The following is a 17,781-nucleotide window of genomic DNA, read 5'->3' on the forward strand; positions in this document are numbered from 1 at the left end:
TGCGGGCCTGTGCCGCTAGCCGGCCCGCCCCCCGATCGGACGGATGACCGCCACTCCCCTGCCCGACCGCTTGGCCGAATAGAGCGCGGCATCGGCATCGGCGAGGATCCGGGCCGGTTCCGGCCGGTCATAGAGCACCGAGAGCGTCATGCCGATGCTGGCCGCGACGCGGCAGTGGCGGCCCTCGAACAGGATCGGCTTGCCCACCTCGGCGATCATCCGGCGCGCAACCTTCTGCAACCGCTCGGCATCCGCGACACCGGGAAAGATCATCATGAACTCGTCGCCGCCGATCCGTGCCACCGTGTCGCCCGAGCGCGTCTCGCGCGCGAGAACCTGCGCCACGCTTCGCAGCACATGATCGCCGGCGGCATGGCCGAAGCTGTCATTCACCTCCTTGAAGAAATCGAGGTCGAGATGCATCAGGCCGAAGGGCTGGCGCGTCAGGATGGCCGCCTCGAGCGCCTGATCGAGAGCGCGCCGGTTGCGCAGGCCGGTCAGCTCGTCCGTCAGCGCCTCTTCCTCGGCGGCGCGGCGCGCCTGTTCGAGCCTCCGGTTCAGGCGGTGGAGTTCTTCGGTGACGGCGGTCTTGGCCTCGACCAGATAGAGCAGTTCCACCGTCAGGTCGGTTGCGGCGAAATCGCCGTTCGTCAGCCCGTGACGGCGCACGGCCTCGAGCACCGAGATCCCGAACGAGAGGTTCAGCAGCAGGCCGCGCCCGTCGTGCAGCGGGGTGGCCACGCCGCGCAGGCACACGCCGCTGCCGTTGCGGGCCGCCAGATGCAGCCGCGTGCCAGAGCGGGCGGAGAGCGCGGCGGTGGTCTCGATGCCCGCGGGTCGGCGCACATCGAAAAGGTGGAAGAAGGCTCGGCCCAGCGGAGGCTCGGGGAACAGCTTGCGCAACGTCGGCCCGCAGCCCGAGATGGCGCCCGACGGATCGAGCCGCAGATGCATGGGCATCAGCAGGTCCAGCCCGCCCGCGCCGATGCCGATCCCGGTCGCCGCGGCCCCCATCAGCCCAGACGCTCCGCCAGATCGAACGGCCGGCCCGCGGCGAAGGCCGCATCGAGAAGCGCGATCGACACGACCTCGCCCTCGGCGCTCTGGCCGCGATGTTCGAGCAGCACCAGAACGCCGTAATCGTCGGCCATCGCCCGCAGCAGGCCCAGCATCACATGGCCCATTCCCGCGATCGGCGAGGCACAGACCAGACGGAACCGATGCGGCCCCGTGGCGGTCAGCCGCAGGTCGGGCAGCTCCAGCTCGGGCAGCGCGAGGCGGGCGCGGTCGGGCAGGTCATCGAGCGAATGGAGGAAATCGCCAAAGGTCACGCCCCCGAAGCGCAGCAGGCGGCGCAGCCGTTCGGTCGTGGGATGCGATACGAGATAGGTCCCCACATCCTCGAGCAGCGTCTCGCGCGGGCGGTCGAGCCGGGCGGCGGCGGACAGGATCACGGCCTCGGTCTGCGAGAGGTCGTAGATCAGCATCGGCTCGAAGCTGCCGAAGCCGAGCCGCGCGCCATGCGCCACCTCGGCCCAGAGCGCGGGGCTGTAGGTGTCGCGCAGAAAGCACTCAAGCGCCCTGTTCACCAAGCCATGCATGGACCGCACCCCCTTGTCGGCACGCAGCCTAGCGCCGCGCCGTTAACAAATGCCGAAGGGGGTCAGGGGACCAGGATCACCGAGGTGCCGCCCAGCCTCAGCCGGTTCACGGGCGCGGGCGCGATGTCGGGCGCGCCGTCGAGCTGGCCCGCGATCAGCTCGGCCGCCTCGCCCCAGTCGGCCCGCGCGACGGGATGCACCGAGAGGGCCTCGAGCAGCCCGTCGCGCAGAGAGAAGGCCGCCATGTCGAGACCGCCGCGCCGGAGCATCAGCACCAGCGCCTCGTCGCCCGGCTGCTCGGCCAGGAAGTCGCCCACCACCATCACGCAACCCGGCCGGCCATCCGGCAGGCTCTGGCGGCAGGCGTCGCGCCAGAGCCTCCGCTCGGCCGGAGCCAGCCGCGCCACGATGGATTCGCGCATCTCTTCCTTGCCCGGAGGCCGGACCTCCATCAGGTTGGCAATCTCGACCGAGAGATCCTCGGCCGCCCTCTCGCGCCCCGGCACCGCCGGATGGATGAGCCGGTCGGCCAGCGCCTCCTGACCAGGCTCGGACGCCTTGCGCTGGAGGGCCTCGAGCGCCGATGCCCCCTCGTGGCCCCAGCGGCCGATGGTGTAGGGATCGAGGTCGGCCAGTCCGGTCCGGCCGTCGAGAATCCGCGCCAGCTGGTCGCGGGCCGAGATGCGGGTCGCGTCGAGCAGCGGCGACTGCCACGCCGCGGCCACCGCCAGCAGCGCCAGCGCCATGATCATGTTGCCCCCGCGTATCCGTTCCATCCAGCGGCGGCCCGACAGGACGGACCCGGCGTAGATCACCCCGTAGGCCAGCGCGACCAGCGCCGCCACCGCCCCGGCCAGCCGCTCGGGTGTCCAGCCGAACTGGTCCACCCGCTGCCACAGGGCCCAGCCGGCCAGCACCGCCGGCACCGGCAGGATCAGCGCCAGCGCCTGGGTCGCTCGGCGCATGAAGGCGCCCTGGACGGCCTCGGCATCGCTCTGATCCACGGCCGTCGTCACCAGAAGCGCCGCCGTCGCCGCCATGACGATCAGCGTCTGCGCGACGGGCACGCTGCCGATGATCGTGTCGAAGCCGCGCGCGGGCAGGCCCAGGATGAAGAGGACCATCACCAGCAGCACCGGCGGCAGCACCAGCCGCAACAGCTTGAGCACCAGCGCGGGCGAGATCAGGTCGGCGAACTCCATCACCACGGCCAGAGCCACGCCCAGCGACAGGCCGGTGATGAGCCAGGGGCCCACCTCGGAATGGGTGATCTTCCCGATCAGGTTCACGCCCACCAGCTCGAGCAGCGCATCCGACAGCAGGATCAGCACCCAGACGAGCCCGGTAAAGAGCCAGGCCGCCGCCATGCGGACCACGATGGTCCAGGCGGCGGTGAAGAGCGTGGGATAGTCGCGCCAGTTGCCGCTGGCCTGCGCGACGAGGAAGGGCAAGGGGACCAGCGCCAGGATCAGCACCGGCAGGACGCTGCCGCCCGTGTCGAACATGGCGCCGATCCCGTCGAAGCGCAGGCTCGTCAGCAGAAGGAAGAAGGTCACGACCGCCGCGACGGCCCCTGCCCCCAGCGCCGCGCGCCGCACGGGCAGCGGGCCGGTGAGGCTCAGCCAGCCGCCGAAGAAGACGGCGGCAAAGCCGGTCGCCGCCAGCGCCAGCCGCTCGGGAATGAGGTTCTGCTCGGACACCTCGAGCAGCAGATGCAGGCAGAGGCCCGCAAGCCCGCCCATCGCCGCCATCATCAGCCGCTGCCGCATGTTCCGATCCATCGCCTTCCGCCGCTCCGGCGCGCCTGCCGCGCGAGCGCGACGCTAACCCGATCGGGCGCGGGCTTCCAGATGCCCGGCGGGCGTCCGCTCAGGCGCGGGCGGATCAGGCGGCGGCGAGGCCGTCGATCCAGTCGGCAAGCCCGCCGATGTCGGGCAGGATCACATCAGCATATTCCGACAGCTCTTCGGCCACCGCGATCCCGGTCAGGACCGCCACCGTCCGCATCCCGGCCGCCCGCCCGGCCAGCAGGTCATGCGCCGAGTCCCCCACCATCACGACATTGCCCGGCGCAATGCCCACGCGGTCGGCGAAGGCCAGCAGCATTCCCGGCTCGGGCTTGCCGCCATGGCCCGAATCCGCGCCCGCGATGAAGTCGAAAAGCTCGGTCAGACCGTGCCGGCCGAGGTGGGCCCGCGCGGGGGCCTCGGAATCGTTGGTCGCCAGGCCGATCTTCAGCCCGCGCGCCCGCAAGGCGGCCAGCAGAGGCGCCAGCGGCACCGCCTCGGACATCTCGGCCCCGGCCGCGAGCAGGTTCATCCGTGCCACCAGCGCGCGCTTGTCCCAGCCCGGCAGCAGCGGCAAAAGGCGGTCGGCGATCTCGTCCGCGGTCGAGGCGATCACCGGGCTCCAGGGGGCGAAGGCGCCCGTCTCCATGTCGTATCCGATGGCCTCCGCCAGCCCGCGCGCCTGGCCCTCGTCCGCGGCGATCTCGCGCAGCAGATGTGCGGACCACGCCCCCCAGCTCCGGCGGAAGTCGAACAGCGTGCCGTCCTTGTCGAAAATGATGCCGTGGATCATGTCGCGTCCTCCCTACGCGCGGAAACAGTGCGCAAGCTGCAAAACCTTTGCAACGGGATCATGTCCAATGATGCGTCCTTCCGCCCGGCAAGGCGGCGCGTGCGCGCATGGGCGCCTCATAATCGTGCCCGTGGGCGTCGCAAAAGCCCACGACGCGGGCATCTTCCGCCATGAGGAAGTCGAGCACGCCGATCAGGAAGGCGGGCTTGCCGGCATCACGGCGGACATCCTCGATCGTGGCGCCGCTCATGTGGAGGAAGGCGTCGAGCAACCCCTCCTGGGCCGCGAGCCAGCCGAGCGCCTCGAGCGCCAGCGTCTCGGCAATTTGTTGCCGCATGATGATCCCCCGTGTCATTCTGCGCGCCCCGGTCAAAGCACATCCGCGGTAGTTCCGAAAGGAAGTTTTAACCGTTTCCGCCCCAATCTGGGGGCCTGGCGAGGCAGGAATACAAACGTAATGGGCGGGAAGGTTCTTATTGCGGACAATGTTGCGACGAACCGCATCGTCCTCAAGGTCAAGCTGGCGGCGGCGTGCTACCGTCCCCTTCTGGCCGGCGACGGGGCCTCGTGCCTGGCGATGGCGCGGGCAGAGATCCCCGACCTCATCCTTCTCGATTGCAGCCTGCCGGATCTGGACGGGATCGAGGTGCTGCGCCGGCTGCGCACGGACCCGATCACCCGCGACATCCCGGTGATCATGATCTCGGCCTCGCGCGATGCCGGGATCCGGCTCGAGGCGCTGGCCGAGGGGGCGGACGATTACATGGCCAAGCCGGTGGACGATCTGGTGCTGATGGCGCGGCTGCGGCGGCTGATGCGGCTGCGCGACACGCCCGGAGAGGGGGCGATCCGCGGCGCCGCGCTCCGGGCGCTCGGCCTCGCCGAGGAGGCGGAGGCCTTCGAGGGGCCGGGCCTCATCGCGCTGGTCGCCGGGCGGACCGAGCTTGCGATGCGCTGGCGGAAGGAGTTGCAGGCGCTGATGCCGGACCGCCTCGTGGTCCAGAGCCGCGAGGAGGCACTGGCCGAGGGCGGCGCCACCCCCGACATCTTCCTGATCGATGCCGACCTTGACGGGCCCGGCGGCGGGCTGCGGCTGATGTCCGACCTGCGGAGCCGGGCGGGGACGCGGCACGCGGCGGTCTGCATCGTCCGGGGCGAGGTGGCGGGCGAAGGCGCCGCGATGGCCTATGACCTCGGCGCGAACGACCTGCTGCCAGCGGCCTTTGACCCGCGCGAGGCCCGGCTCCGGCTGAGGAACCTCCTGCGCCGCAAGCGCCGGGCCGACGCCACGCGGGCCACCCTGCAGAACGGGCTGCGCCTTGCGGTCGTCGATCCGCTGACGGGGCTCTACAACCGCCGCTATGCCGGCGCGCATCTCGCGGCGGTGGCCGAAAGGGCGCAGGCGGCCGGCGAGCGGTTCGCGGTGATGGTGATCGATCTCGACCGCTTCAAGTCGGTGAACGACCGCTGGGGCCACGGGGCGGGTGACGCCGTGCTGGTCGAGGTGGCGCGGCGGCTTCACGCCAACCTCCGCCCCGGCGACCTGATCGCCCGGATCGGCGGCGAGGAGTTCCTGGTGGCCCTGCCCGACGTCCGGCGCCCCGGCGAGGCCCGCGCGGTGGCCGAACGGCTGCGCGAAGCGATCGAGGAACAGCCCGTGAGCCTCCCCTGCGGCGGCAGCCTGCGGGTGACGATCTCGGTCGGTCTCGCCTTCTCGCTGGATGACGGGGGGCGCCGGGTCGAGACGGTGGATGACGTGGTCAACCGAGCCGACAGCGCGCTTTTCATTGCGAAATCGGGCGGGCGGAACCAGGTCACGATCGAGCGGAGCGCCGTGGCCTGATCCCTCGGCCGAACGTGGAAGGGATCAGTCGCGCCCGCGCTCGTCGCGACGCTCGCCGTGATGGCCCTTGCGGGTCAGGCTCGCCTCGAGCCGGTTGGCGAAGGCAAGACGCTCGGCCGGGGTCATGGACTCGATCCGGCTTGCCAGAAGCCGAGATCCCAGCGCCGCGGCCTCGGCCCCGCGCTGCTGCTGCCGGTCGAGGACGGCCTGCAGGGCCAGGGGGTCGAAGGGCTCGGCCCGCAGGGTCGCCAGCATCATGCGGAAATCCTCGCGCATCTCGCGGCGGAACTGGCGGAAGTCGCCCCGCTGGTCGAGGAAGGCCCGCCGCATCTCCTTGCGGTCCTCGGGCGCCAGCGCCTCGGAGAAGGGGCCAAAGCCCAGGTCGCGCACCGGCCCCCGCACCCCGCCGTCGGAGTGGAAGCGCCAGATCGCCCCTCCCGCCATTCCCACGACGGCCAGGTTGAGCGCAAGGGACAGGGCCAGCGCGATCCTCATCCAGAGCGGCGAGCGCGGGGTTGGCGTGGGTGTCATCTCGGTCATGTCTCAGCCTTCCACCGGCGCATCGAGGCTTGCAAAGAGCTCGTAGCCGGGCACGAGATCCACCGATTCCAGCTGCCCGCCGGCCGTGCCGATCCAGAGCGCCTCGGCGACGGGCGGCTGGGCGACGCCGATCCAGACCCCGACCAGCGTCGCGGTCGCCAGCCCGGCAAAAAGCCCCCCGCCCCCGAAGAGCGCAAGAAGCCGCGACCGTTCCGGCCGCCGCGGCACGGCCCGGACGGGCGCCGGCCGCACCGGCATCTCGGCAGCCGCATCCGCAAGGATCCGCATCATGAGATCGGCCGAGGGCGCGGGAGACTCTCGCCGCGCCTCGGCAAAAAGATCGTCCAGATCGCTGTCGCGCATCTCAGCCTTCTCCATAACCCAGTTCGGCCCGCTGCCCCGCAAGCAGCGCCGCCAGAGCCCGCTTTCCCCGCGCGGTCAGGCTCTCGACCGCCTCGACCCCCACCTGCATCACCTCGGCAATCTCGGGATTCGAGAGCCCCTCGAGGTGGCGCAGCACCACCGCCTGCCGCTGGCGTTCGGGCAACGCCGCCAGCGCCGCGTCGAGCGCCCGCATCCGGTCCCCGTCCATCATGGCCGCCTCGACACCCGGGGCGGCGTCGCACGGTTCGGGTGCATCGTCGAGGTTCGTCGCGGCCCGCCGGCGACGGCCGCGCAGGCGGTCGGTGCAGAGGTTGCACACCACCCGGTAGAGCCAGGTCGAGACCCGCGCCTCGCCCTGCCGCCAATCGGACGCGACGCGCCAGAGCCGGAGCATCGCCTCCTGCGTCACATCCTCGGCCTCGGCCCGGTCCGACAGCATCCGCGTGGCCACGGCCAGCACCCGAGGGGCAAGCCGCAGCGTCAGCGCCCGCGCCGCCGCGGGGTCGCCGTTGGCGTAGAGCACGAGCAACGCCTCGTCAGAGACGTCGGAAAGGGCGTCGAACGGCATTTCCATCCTGTTCCCGGACTAGCGCAAGCGGGCCGAACCTGCAATTTCCCGCCCGGCGACAAATGCGCCGGGCGGGAGCAACCGTCTCAGCGGTCGAAGAACCGCGGACCGTGATGACCACGGCCGCCGCGACCGCGCGCTTTGCCCGCGGCTTGCGCCTCTTCCTCGGTCACCGTGCCGTCGCCGTCCGCATCCATCCGGTCGAAGAACATCAGCGGGCCGGGCCCGGCGGCCAGTTCCGAGACCGATAGCATCCCGTCGCCATTCGCGTCGAACCGCTCGATCATGCGCCGGGTCTGGGCCTCGATCCGCGGCATCATCCGCGCGACATGCAGCGCGGTCAGCTCTTCGGCCGAGAGAAGTCCGTCACCATTCGCATCGGCATTTTCCACGCGCGCCGCGCGGGCCGCTTCCAGTTCGGCCCGGGTCACCCTGCCGTCTCCGTCCGTGTCGAGCGCGTCGAAGTCCATCATCGGGCCGCGCGCGCCGAAGCCGCCCCGGCCGCGGTCAAGGCCCGCGCCGGCGCCGGGGCCCATCCCCATGCCCATACCCATGCCCGGCGCGGGGCAGTCGGCGCCCTGCGCGCAGGGGCCCGGCCCCATACCCTGACGCTGGCCCTGACCCTGGCCCATCTGGCCCATCCCCTGACCCTGACCGGCCCCCGGGCCCATCCCCTGACCCTGCTGGGCGATCGCGCCCCCCGCAGACAGGACAAGGGCCGTGAGGGCTGCAGCCTTCAGCATGGTGGAACGAGTCATCTCTGTATCTCCTTGCGTCGCGGCAGCCGTTTCTGCCTGTTTGCGCATCTCATACGCCCCCCGGCCGGGGTTCCGTCGCGGCTTTGCCGAAAAGCGCAATAGATGAATCCGAAACACATGGATTAAGATCGGCCCCATATCGGAACAGGGCGCTGCCTCGCACGTTCGGAATCCGGAGAGTGCTTGCGAGTCGGAGGCAGCGCATGCGGGACGGATCACTGGATCTCGAAATCGAGGACGAGGAACGGCTTCTCGGCCCCGCGCTCTGGCGCGGATGGAACCGGGTCTGCCCCCGCTGCGGCTCGGGTCCGATGATGCGCGGCTATCTGAAGGTCCGCGACAACTGCCCGGTCTGCGGCGAGAGCCTCCATCACCACCGCGCCGACGACGGGCCGGCCTATCTCACCATCCTGATCGTCGGCCACCTGATGGCGCCGGTCATCCTGTGGGCCTTCGTCGAGTTCCGCCCCGATCCGGCCATGCTGGCCACCATCTTCGGGATCGGCACGGTCGCCCTTTCGCTCTTCTTGCTGCCCCGCCTCAAAGGCGCCATGGTGGGCCTGCAATGGGCGAAGAGGATGCATGGATTTGGCAGCAGAACCGGCAGCGGATGACAAGACGCGGATCAGGCCCGCGGCCACGATCATCCTGTTGCGCGAAGGGGCCTCGGGGCCGCAGGTCCTGATGGGGATGCGCGGCGCGGCCGCGGCCTTCATGCCGTCGAAGTTCGTCTTTCCGGGCGGGGCCGTGGATGCGGTGGACGCCGACGTGCCGTTGGCGGCCCTGCCGGCCCCCGACTGCCTGCGCCGGCTGGGCGAGGACGCGCCGGGCGCCTCGGCCCTGGCGGCCGCCGCGATCCGCGAGTTGTGGGAAGAGACCGGCCTGCCGCTCGGCCTGCCGCTCGGCCTGCCGGGCCACTGGGAGGCTCCGCAGGGCTGGCGCGGTTTCGCGGCCCGCGGACTTGTGCCGGATGGCTCGGCGCTGCGCTTCGTCTTTCGCGCCATCACGCCCCCCGGCCGCCCGCGCCGGTTCGATGCGCGCTTCTTCCTGGCCGATGCCGCGCGCCTTGCCGGCGATCCCGAGGATTTCTCGGCCGCCTGCGACGAGCTTTCGCATCTTCAGTGGCTGCCTCTCGGGCAGGCGCGGCGGCTGGATCTGCCCTTCATCACCGAAGTGGTGCTGGCCGAAGTCTCTGCCCTGCTGGCGAATGGCGAGGGCTCGGCCGGTGTGCCCTTCTTCGACAATTCCGGGCCGGTCCCGACCTTCCGCCGACTGGTGTGAGCCCGCCTCAGTCCGCAGCCGTGCCCTTTGGGCAGCGGCTGAGGCGGAGCGGCTCGGCCCCCGGAACCAGCATCAGCATCGAGTCGGCGGCGTCGATCACCAGCAGCCGCGCATCGGCGAAGGTTTCGCCCTCGGCCGTGCAGTCGAGCACCAGCTCCGCGCCGGGCAGGATCTGCAACGGGTCGGCCTCGGTGATCCGGCAGCGGTTCTCGTAGCCCAGGAACTCGCTGTCGGTGATGCGGATGGGGGCTTCGGGCACCTCGCCCGTCCGTCCCGCCTGCGCGCACCAGTCCGGGTCGGCGGCCCAGTCGCCGAGCCAGGGGCTCTCTTCGGCAAGGGCGGGCATGGCCAGGCAGAGAAGGACGAGGGTCGGTCGCAGCATGAGCACTCCTGACGGTCAGAACAGGACCAACCGCCCCGGATCGTAGCCGTTCCATTCGAGGATCTCGCGGGCTGCGGTCAGACGGTCGGGCGGCAGCGGCCCGCCCCGATTCAGCACGAAGCCGAACCGGCCCGAAGGCGTGCCGATGGCAAGGGTGCGATAGTCCGTATCCACCCACAGCACCCACCAGGGCTCGGTTCCCCCCGCAGGAAGAAGCCGGCCGGGCCCGGTGACGTCCAGCGGACCGGCAAGCGCGGTCTCGCGCCCGCCAAGGCAGAGGCGTCCGCGGATCTCGAGTCCGGCCGCCGCGGGCTGGATCGAGGCACCGCCGGGACGGCAGGCGCCGGGGGGCGCGAAGGCCGCCACCTCGCGCCACTCGCCCGCGATGCGCGCCGGCTCGAACACCGCGTTCGACCAGATCGGCTGGCCCGCATCGCGGAAGCTGGCCGGAGGGGGTTCCGGCGCGCGGGATGCGCAGGCGGCCAGCAGCAGCAGGGGCAGAAGCCTCAGTCGAGACACAGCGTGATCCTCCGCCCCTCATTGTCCAGGATGTCGTTGCAGCCCAGGAGCGGGTCGAAGGGCGCACAGCTCTGCGAGCGGGCGAGGCACCGGCCCGAACAGTCGGACTCGCGCGTGCAGCGTTTGCCGGCATCGCGCGGAGTTCTGACGCAGGTGAAAAGCGCCTTCACGCTCAGGTAGCGCCCGCCGCTTGCCTCGCAGGCAAGCTGGCTCGGGGATCTTGCCACAGGTGGCGGGGCGGCCTCGCTCGGGGCCGTCGCCGGGGGGGCGGGCACGGCGGCCGCCGCCTCGGGCTCGGCCAGCGCCGTCTCCTCGACGGCTGGCGTCGCCAGCGACCGGGCATCGTCCCCGCCCGAGCCGGAGCCGAGGCTGCATGCGCCCAGCGCAATCAACGCCACAAGGAAGAGCGATCGGCGCATGTCGTCTCGTTTCGTCCCCCAGGGGCGGCCCGCCCGTCCTCCGGGCCAAAGGACGCGAAGGCGGGCGCCTCTGCAAGGGCTTTCAGAAGGGCGCGGGCCAGGCGCGGCGCGCGGCGGCGATCTCGGCCAGCACCTCGGGATCGAGCACCAGCCGCGCCGCGCCGAGGTTGGTCCGCAGCTGGTCGAGCGACGTCGCGCCGATGATCGGGATCACCGGGAAGGGCCGCGTGCGGCAGAAGGCCAGCGCCATCTGGCAGGGATCGAGCCCGTGACGCGCGGCGATGCCCAGATACCCCGCCACCGCCTCGAAGACGGTGGGCGTGACCCGCCCGCCCAAGGTCGCGTTGCGTTCGCGCCGCGAACCGTCCGGCGTCACGTCGCCCGCATATTTTCCCGACAGAAGCCCCGCCGCCAGCGGCGAATAGGCCAGAAGCGGCATCTCCTCGAGCACGGACAGCTCAGCCCAGTCGGTGTCGAACTGCCGGCAGAGGAGCGAATATTCGTTCTGGATCGTCGCCATCCGCGGCAACCCGTGCCGGTCGGCCAGCGAGAGCCATTGCGCCGCCCCCCAGACCGTCTCGTTGGACAGGCCGATGTGGCGCACCTTGCCCTCGGCCACCAGCGCCTGCGCCTCCTCGAGCACGGCGAGCATGTTCTCGCGCACGGCCTCGGCTCCGGCGGGGGGCGTGTAGCTCCACATCTTGCGGAAATGGTAGGAGCCGCGGTTCGGCCAGTGGATCTGGTAAAGATCGACATGGTCGGTCTTCAGCCGCCCGAGCGCGCCTTCGAGGGCCCGGCGGAGGCTCGCCGGCGTCACGGGCTCGCCGTCGCGGACGGCGGGGCTGCCCTCGCCGGTGATCTTGCTCGCAAGCACGATCCGGTCGCGCCCGCCGCGCGCGGCCAGCCAGTTTCCGATGATCGTCTCGGTCCGGCCGGCCGTCTCGGGCAGGACGGGGTTGGTGGGATACATCTCGGCCGTGTCGAGGAAATTCACCCCCTGATCGAGCGCGAGATCGATCTGGGCATGAGCCTCGGCCTCACTGTTCTGGCTGCCCCAGGTCATCGTGCCGAGGCAGAATTCGGAGACGGTCAGGTCGGTGCGACCCAGCGGGATCAGCTTCATCATGGGGCTCCTTTTCTGCGGATGCAGCCTAGCCCACCTGCCCGCGATGGCAAGGTTTCCCCGGCCAGAGGGATTGAGAACACATGGCGAACATGCAAGGCTTGGCGCATGACGACTCAGCTTCTCGACCCTCATGGCGCACGGGTGCGGCCGATGCAGCGGCTGGTGGGCGATCTCTCGCTCGCACGGGGAAGGGTGCATGAATTCTGCGGCCCCGCGCGGCGGCTGCTCGCGATCCTGCTGATGGCCGAGATGCGGGGGCCGGTGGTCTGGATCCATGCCGGATGGCGGCCCGAGCGGCTTTATCCCGACGGGGTCTGCGCCTTTGCCGAACCGGGCCGGCTGATCCTCGCCCGCACCCGGCGGCCCGAGGATCTGCTCTGGTCGATGGAAGAGGCGCTGCGGTCGGGCGCGGTGCCGCTGGTGGTGGCCGAACTGCCCGAACCGCCGCCGCTGACGCCGGTGCGCCGTCTGCATCTGGCCGCCGAAGCCGGCGCCGCGGCGGCCGGAGCCGATCCGCCGATCGGCCTGCTGCTCACGCCGGCCGGCGGCGCGACGGGGATCGAGACGCGCTGGCAGCTTGCCCCCGCGCCGGGCGGGCGCTGGCGGCTCGGCCGGCTCCGCGCTCGGATGGAGCCGCCGGCGGGCTGGTTCCTGCGCCGCGCGCGCCAGGGGCTCGAGATCGAGAGCCGCGCCCCCGACTGACCCCGGCCCGCAGGGCAACCCGATGCGCCGGCCGCGCAATCATCCTCTGGCCCTCGCGTGCGTCCGGCGCTAAACAGCGCGCGGTCGGGACACAGGGATTTCTGGGCATGGCGCGGATACTCATCACTTCGGCGATCCCCTATATCAACGGGATCAAGCACCTGGGCAATCTCGTCGGAAGCCAGCTTCCGGCCGATCTCTACGCCCGCTACATGCGCGGCCGCGGCCATGAGGTCATGTTCATCTGCGCCACCGACGAGCACGGCACGCCGGCGGAACTCGCCGCCGCCAAGGCCGGCAAGCCGGTCGAGGACTATTGCGCCGAGATGCACGAGATCCAGAAGGAGATCGCCGCGGGGTTCCGGCTGTCGTTCGACCACTTCGGCCGCTCGTCGAGCGCGCGGAACCACCGGCTGACCCAGCATTTCGCGGGGCAACTCGCCGAGAACGGCTTCATCGAGGAAGTCAGCGAGCGGCAGGTCTTCTCGGTCGCCGACAACCGCTTCCTGCCCGACCGCTACATCGAGGGCACCTGCCCGAACTGCGGCTATGACAAGGCCCGCGGCGACCAGTGCGAGAACTGCACCAAGCAGCTTGATCCCACCGACCTCATCAACCCGCGCTCGGCGATCTCGGGCTCGACCGATCTCGAGGTGCGCGAGACCAAGCACCTCTACCTGCGCCAGCGCGCGCTGAAGGACGAGATCGAGGCCTGGATCGACAGCAAGACCGACTGGCCGGTGCTGACCACCTCGATCGCGAAGAAGTGGCTGCATGACGGCGACGGCCTGCAGGACCGCGGCATCACGCGCGACCTGCACTGGGGCGTGCCGGTCAGAAAGGGCGATCAGCCCTGGCCGGGGATGGAGGGCAAGGTCTTCTACGTCTGGTTCGACGCGCCGATCGAATATATCGCGGGCACCGCCGAATGGGCCGACGCCAACGGCAAGACGGAGGCCGACTGGGAACGCTGGTGGCGCACCGACAAGGGCGCCGAGGACGTGCGCTATGTGCAGTTCATGGGCAAGGACAACGTGCCCTTCCACACGCTCTCCTTCCCCGCCACCATCATGGGCTCGCGCGAGCCGTGGAAGCTGGTCGACTACATCAAGTCCTTCAACTACCTGAACTATGACGGCGGCCAGTTCTCGACCAGCCAGGGCCGCGGCGTGTTCATGGACCAGGCCCTGTCGATCCTGCCGGCCGACTACTGGCGCTGGTGGCTTCTGTCCCACGCGCCGGAAAACTCGGACAGCGAGTTCACCTGGGAGAACTTCCAGACCTCGGTGAACAAGGATCTGGCCGACGTTCTGGGCAACCTCGTCAGCCGCGTGACGAAGTTCTGCCGCTCGAAATTCGGCGAGACGGTGCCCGAAGCGGGCGAGATCGGTGAGCGCGAGCAGCAGCTGATCGCCGAACTGCAGGAGCGGCTGGCCGCCTACGAATCCTGCATGGAGGCGATGGAGATCCGCAAAGCCGCGACCGAGCTGCGCGCGCTCTGGGTGGCCGGGAACGAATATCTGCAATCCGCCGCGCCCTGGACGGTGGTCAAGACCGACCCCGAGCGGGCGCAGGCGATGATCCGGCTTTCGCTGAACCTGATCCGGCTCTATGCCGTGATCTCGCGGCCCTTCATCCCGGATGCGGCGGCCTCGACCATGGCCTCGCTGAACTGCGACGACTGGAGCTGGCCGACCGACATCGCGCAGGCGCTGACCGTGCTGCCGGCGGGCCATGCCTTCACGACGCCGGACGTGCTCTTCCGCAAGATCACCGACGAGGAGCGGGCCGAGTGGCAGACCCGCTTTGCCGGCGTCCGCACCTGAGACGCGGGCGCGGTCGGCCGCGGGGCGAAGAAGGGGGGCCGTCTGCCCCCCGCCCGGCCTTCGGCCGGACTCCCCCCGAGGATATTTGAACGAGACTGAAAGGCACATCCCGTCGGGCTACGGGAGGGCTGCACAGGCGTGACCGGCGTCAGATCGCGCTGAGGTCGATGGTCACGTTGCGGCGCGCGGCGCTTTCCACCGCGGCCTGCTGCAGGGTCTTGTTGCGGCGCAGGAGTTCCAGGAAGCGGGTCTCGTCGAGGCTCAGGAGCGTGCCGTGGCTGATCGCGGTCACCTGGGCGCGGCGGGCCTTGCGGGTCAGGATCGCGAGCTGGCCGAACATCTCGCCGCGCCCCAGGCGCACCTTCTGCCCCGCCACGTCGCTTTCCACGGCGCCGGAAGCGATGAAGAAGACCTTGCGCGGCACGTCGCCCCGGCGCAGGAGCACGTCGCCCGGCCGGACATAGACGGTCTGCAGCAGCCGCTCGAGCACGCGCAGCTGATCCTCTTCCATCTCGGCAAAGAGCGGGAACTGGCGCACCAGCTCGGACTTCTGCAGCGCGAAATCGAGCCGCGGCCGCCGCTCCTTCTTGCCGCGCGCGATCTGGATGCGCTGGCGCAGCGTCATGAACAGCTCCTGCCCGATGAGGCCGTCATCGCGCAGCGTCTCGTATTCGCGCAGTTCCAGCTGCAGCGCGGTCCTGCGGATGAAGCTGCGCACCATCTCGCCGGAATAGCCCGGATATTGCAGGCGCAGCGCCTCGAGCGCCTGCTCGGTCTCGTCCTCGCGGCGCTTGAGCATCTCATGCAGGATCTCGGCCACCCGCCGGCCGTGGATGCGGCGGATCTTGCCGTCGATCAGCTTGTGCAGGTCGCCAAGGATCAGCCGCTGGGTCAGCAGCATCTCGAACCGGTCCGAGGTGAGCTGGCTCAGCCAGCGCGAGATCTTCAGCCGGTTGTGCGCCCAGACGGCCACCCGGTGCCGCCGCCCGTAGCCGAGCGCGAGCCGGCCGGCCGAGCGGTAGCCGTCGCGGCCCTGCAGGCGCGTCCGTTCGATCAGGCGGTCCACATCAACCAGCATGGCCTCGGCGAGGCGGGGCGGGATGATCTGCTGGCGGAAGGCGGCCAGGATCGCATCCCGCTCGCGCCCCGCCAGCGCCAGGAGCCCCAGCGTGATCCGGTCGCGATCCGGGATGTCGTCGGCGCTGTCATCGGCCAGCTCCACCGCGCGCGTCAGCCTCTGGCCGAAGCTCTTGGCCTCGGCCCGCACGATCTGCGGGTCAAGCTCGCGCTCGCGCACGGTGGCGGCCACTTCCTCGCGGACGTTCTGCAGCGCGACGGCGATCACCTGGTTCGAGAGCGCCAGATCGAGCGGCGTCAGCCGCGCGAGGCCGAGCCGCCGGATCACCCACCGGAGCGTCGTGCCCTGCGCCATCAGCGTGAACAGGACAAATCCGGTGGCGAGGATGCCCACCTCGCGCTTGACATGCGGCGGCACCATCGGGTTCTCGGTCACCGCCAGCGCCAGCGCCAGCGTCACGGCGCCCCGCAGCCCGCCCCAGAGGATCGCCACGCGGTAGGGACGCTCGACCTTGGGCGAGAGGTTGAGCCGGGTCAGAAGCGGCAGCAGCCCCGACAGCATCACCGCGCGCGCGACGATCGCCGCCAGCGCAACCACCCCGATCAGCACGAGATCCCATTCCGTTGCGCGCCCGATCAGCCGCGGGATGAGGAGCGCGGCCACGATGAAGATGAGGGAGCCCGCCCAGTGCGAGAGCATCTCCCATGTGTCGCTGAGAAGCTTCCAGGTGGCGGGGCTGAGGCGGCCGGGGCCTGCGAGGTTCATGGCGATCCCCGCCGTCACCACCGCGATCACGCCCGAGACCTGCAGCCCCTGCTCGGCCAGGACATAGGTGAGGTAGGGCAGCGCGAGGCTGAGCGAGAGTTGCGCCGTGGGGTGGGACGCCATGCGCGTCATCAGCGACAGCGCGACGCGGGCCATGCCGTAGCCGAGCGCGACCCCTCCGACGATCAGCAGCGGAAACTGGACGACCGCGTCGCGCAGCGTCGGATCGGGCACGCCGGCCATGACGAAGGTCAGGAAGAAGCCGAAGAGCGCGATGGCCGCGGCGTCGTTCAGCAGGCTCTCGCCCTCGACGATCCGCGTCAGCCGCTGCGGGGCGGCGATCGAGCGGAAGATCGAGACGACCGCGGAAGGATCGGTGGTCGAGACGATGGCGCCGAGCAACAGGCAGGCGGCCAGCGACATCGAGCTGAAGGGCTGCAGCGCGAAGCCTATGGCCAGCGTCGAGACCAGCACCGCCACCACGGCCATCACGAGGATCGGCACCCAGTCGTCGATCATCCGCCGGATGTTCAGGCTCAGCGAGACCTGGAACAGCAGCGTCGGCAGGAACATGAAGAGAAAGACGCTCGAGCGGATCGGCAGCGAGAGCAGCTCGGCCACTTCGGGCGGAAAGGTGGCCGCCACGCCGCTGCGCTGAAGCCAGAGCGCGAGCGTTCCGAGCGCGGCTCCCACCACGGCCAGAACCACCGTGAAGGGCAGCCTCAGCCGTGCGGCGACGGGCTCGCAGGCGGCGATCACGATGAACAGGGCCGCCAGGGCCGTGACGAGCAGGACAATGGTCATGGGTCTCTGATAGGCGGTTCGCGGTGCGGGGAAAACCCGCCACCGCGCACTTCCTGTTGACCGTGACCGCCGGCCTCAGTGGGCGATCTGCGCGGCGCGGCTGCCCAGCTTGTAGGCCCGTGCCTTGGTCATGGGCGCGTGATCGACGAAGCCCTTTTCCACCAGCGAGCGCAGGGCGCGGTGGAAGGTGGGCGTGGCGATGGCGCTGCAGAGAGAATGGCGCCGGATCGCATCCGAACGGACGATAGACTCCTCTGAATCGCCGAGGAGCTTCACCGCATAGAGCACGTCCAGTTCATTGCGCGACAGATCGGATATTCCCAGATCATGCTCGAGTCCAAGTAGAAGCTCCCGGAGTTGGGCAACGCTATGAAACCGGCGCGAGGCGGTCATGCGTTCGTCCATTTTGCTTCCGTCCACCGTTACTCCCCCTAAGTCCATTCAAATCTAAATTAAAAACTGCCATCCCGTGCACCTTACCCGAGGAGCGGGGCAGCATGGCAAGCGACAAAATGACGCGGCCCTTTGACCATACAGCCAACTTGTGCCCAACTCCTTGGCGACTGGCCCCGTCGATGGTGCAGGGCCTCGGCAAAGCGGGCATT

Annotated in this window: 20 protein-coding genes; 5 read left to right on the forward strand and 15 right to left on the reverse strand. The window is 70.3% G+C overall.

The annotated features are described in order from the left end of the window. Positions 1–15 precede the first annotated feature (15 nt). From FG154_RS02405 to FG154_RS02425, 5 genes are all read right to left on the reverse strand, one after another. Positions 16–1,014, reverse strand: coding sequence for a GGDEF domain-containing protein (locus FG154_RS02405; RefSeq protein ID WP_145104006.1), 999 nt, complete (start codon positions 1,012–1,014; stop codon positions 16–18). Then, on the reverse strand, positions 1,014–1,601 hold the full coding sequence (locus FG154_RS02410; protein WP_145104008.1) for a heme NO-binding domain-containing protein: 588 nt from the start codon (positions 1,599–1,601) through the stop codon (positions 1,014–1,016). The genes FG154_RS02405 and FG154_RS02410 overlap by 1 nt, the downstream gene beginning before the upstream one ends. 62 nt (positions 1,602–1,663) lie before the next feature. Next, positions 1,664–3,382, reverse strand: a complete 1,719-nt coding sequence (locus tag FG154_RS02415) for a DUF4153 domain-containing protein (protein WP_145104010.1) — start codon at positions 3,380–3,382, stop codon at positions 1,664–1,666. Positions 3,383–3,485: 103 nt separating this feature from the next. After that, the gene (locus tag FG154_RS02420) at positions 3,486–4,181 is read right to left on the reverse strand and encodes an HAD family hydrolase (RefSeq protein WP_145104012.1); all 696 of its coding nucleotides are present in this window, start codon (positions 4,179–4,181) and stop codon (positions 3,486–3,488) included. 58 nt (positions 4,182–4,239) lie between these two features. After that, on the reverse strand, positions 4,240–4,518 hold the full coding sequence (locus tag FG154_RS02425; protein WP_145104078.1) for a DUF3572 domain-containing protein: 279 nt from the start codon (positions 4,516–4,518) through the stop codon (positions 4,240–4,242). 120 nt (positions 4,519–4,638) lie between these two features. On the opposite strand from FG154_RS02425, the gene FG154_RS02430 reads away from it, so the two are divergent. Beyond that, positions 4,639–6,024, forward strand: a complete 1,386-nt coding sequence (locus FG154_RS02430) for a diguanylate cyclase (protein WP_145104014.1) — start codon at positions 4,639–4,641, stop codon at positions 6,022–6,024. 24 nt (positions 6,025–6,048) lie between these two features. Here FG154_RS02430 and FG154_RS02435 read toward each other — a convergent pair whose 3' ends face one another. The 4 genes from FG154_RS02435 to FG154_RS21370 form a co-directional block, all read right to left on the reverse strand. Then, positions 6,049–6,564 (reverse strand): periplasmic heavy metal sensor, encoded by a 516-nt coding sequence (locus FG154_RS02435; RefSeq protein WP_145104016.1) that lies wholly within the window; start codon positions 6,562–6,564, stop codon positions 6,049–6,051. Between the two features lie 3 nt (positions 6,565–6,567). After that, positions 6,568–6,927, reverse strand: a complete 360-nt coding sequence (locus FG154_RS02440) for a dihydroorotate dehydrogenase (protein ID WP_145104018.1) — start codon at positions 6,925–6,927, stop codon at positions 6,568–6,570. A 1-nt stretch (position 6,928) separates the two neighbouring features. Continuing rightward, complete coding sequence (locus tag FG154_RS02445; RefSeq protein ID WP_186312270.1) at positions 6,929–7,522, reverse strand: RNA polymerase sigma factor; 594 nt, start codon at positions 7,520–7,522, stop codon at positions 6,929–6,931. Between the two features lie 80 nt (positions 7,523–7,602). Next, the gene (locus tag FG154_RS21370; RefSeq protein WP_246100107.1) at positions 7,603–8,274 is read right to left on the reverse strand and encodes an EF-hand domain-containing protein; all 672 of its coding nucleotides are present in this window, start codon (positions 8,272–8,274) and stop codon (positions 7,603–7,605) included. 203 nt (positions 8,275–8,477) lie between these two features. Between FG154_RS21370 and FG154_RS02455 the strand changes: the two genes are divergently transcribed. Both FG154_RS02455 and FG154_RS02460 read left to right on the forward strand, forming a co-directional pair. After that, a complete protein-coding gene (locus FG154_RS02455) occupies positions 8,478–8,888 on the forward strand; it encodes a DUF983 domain-containing protein (RefSeq protein ID WP_145104022.1) in 411 nt (136 codons plus the stop codon). Then, positions 8,857–9,555, forward strand: coding sequence for an NUDIX hydrolase (locus FG154_RS02460; protein WP_145104024.1), 699 nt, complete (start codon positions 8,857–8,859; stop codon positions 9,553–9,555). Before FG154_RS02455 ends, FG154_RS02460 begins: the two co-directional genes overlap by 32 nt. 7 nt (positions 9,556–9,562) lie before the next feature. Here the strand turns inward: FG154_RS02460 and FG154_RS02465 are convergent, their stop codons facing one another. From FG154_RS02465 to FG154_RS02480, 4 genes are all read right to left on the reverse strand, one after another. Then, entirely contained in the window at positions 9,563–9,937 is a 375-nt protein-coding gene (locus FG154_RS02465) for a hypothetical protein (RefSeq protein WP_145104026.1), read from the reverse strand. Positions 9,938–9,952: 15 nt separating this feature from the next. Continuing rightward, positions 9,953–10,456, reverse strand: coding sequence for a lipocalin family protein (locus FG154_RS02470; RefSeq protein ID WP_145104028.1), 504 nt, complete (start codon positions 10,454–10,456; stop codon positions 9,953–9,955). Beyond that, positions 10,444–10,875 (reverse strand): hypothetical protein, encoded by a 432-nt coding sequence (locus FG154_RS02475; protein ID WP_145104029.1) that lies wholly within the window; start codon positions 10,873–10,875, stop codon positions 10,444–10,446. The genes FG154_RS02470 and FG154_RS02475 overlap by 13 nt, the downstream gene beginning before the upstream one ends. Positions 10,876–10,957: 82 nt before the next feature. Continuing rightward, positions 10,958–11,998: an aldo/keto reductase gene (locus FG154_RS02480; protein WP_145104082.1), complete on the reverse strand. Its 1,041-nt coding sequence runs from the start codon at positions 11,996–11,998 to the stop codon at positions 10,958–10,960. Positions 11,999–12,106: 108 nt separating this feature from the next. Between FG154_RS02480 and FG154_RS02485 the strand changes: the two genes are divergently transcribed. Both FG154_RS02485 and metG read left to right on the forward strand, forming a co-directional pair. Continuing rightward, positions 12,107–12,703, forward strand: a complete 597-nt coding sequence (locus FG154_RS02485; RefSeq protein WP_145104031.1) for an ImuA family protein — start codon at positions 12,107–12,109, stop codon at positions 12,701–12,703. A gap of 107 nt (positions 12,704–12,810) precedes the next feature. Beyond that, positions 12,811–14,529: a methionine--tRNA ligase gene (metG, locus tag FG154_RS02490; protein WP_145104033.1), complete on the forward strand. Its 1,719-nt coding sequence runs from the start codon at positions 12,811–12,813 to the stop codon at positions 14,527–14,529. Between the two features lie 148 nt (positions 14,530–14,677). Here the strand turns inward: metG and FG154_RS02495 are convergent, their stop codons facing one another. Further along, positions 14,678–17,176, reverse strand: coding sequence for a cation:proton antiporter (locus FG154_RS02495; protein ID WP_145104035.1), 2,499 nt, complete (start codon positions 17,174–17,176; stop codon positions 14,678–14,680). Between the two features lie 75 nt (positions 17,177–17,251). Continuing rightward, positions 17,252–17,581 carry a hypothetical protein gene (locus FG154_RS02500; protein WP_145104037.1) on the reverse strand — a complete coding sequence of 110 codons (330 nt, stop codon included), beginning with the start codon at positions 17,579–17,581 and terminating at the stop codon, positions 17,252–17,254. Positions 17,582–17,781 lie beyond the last annotated feature (200 nt).

It is taken from the genome of Cereibacter sediminicola (assembly GCF_007668225.1).
Taxonomy (GTDB): Bacteria; Pseudomonadota; Alphaproteobacteria; order Rhodobacterales; family Rhodobacteraceae; genus Cereibacter_A; species Cereibacter_A azotoformans.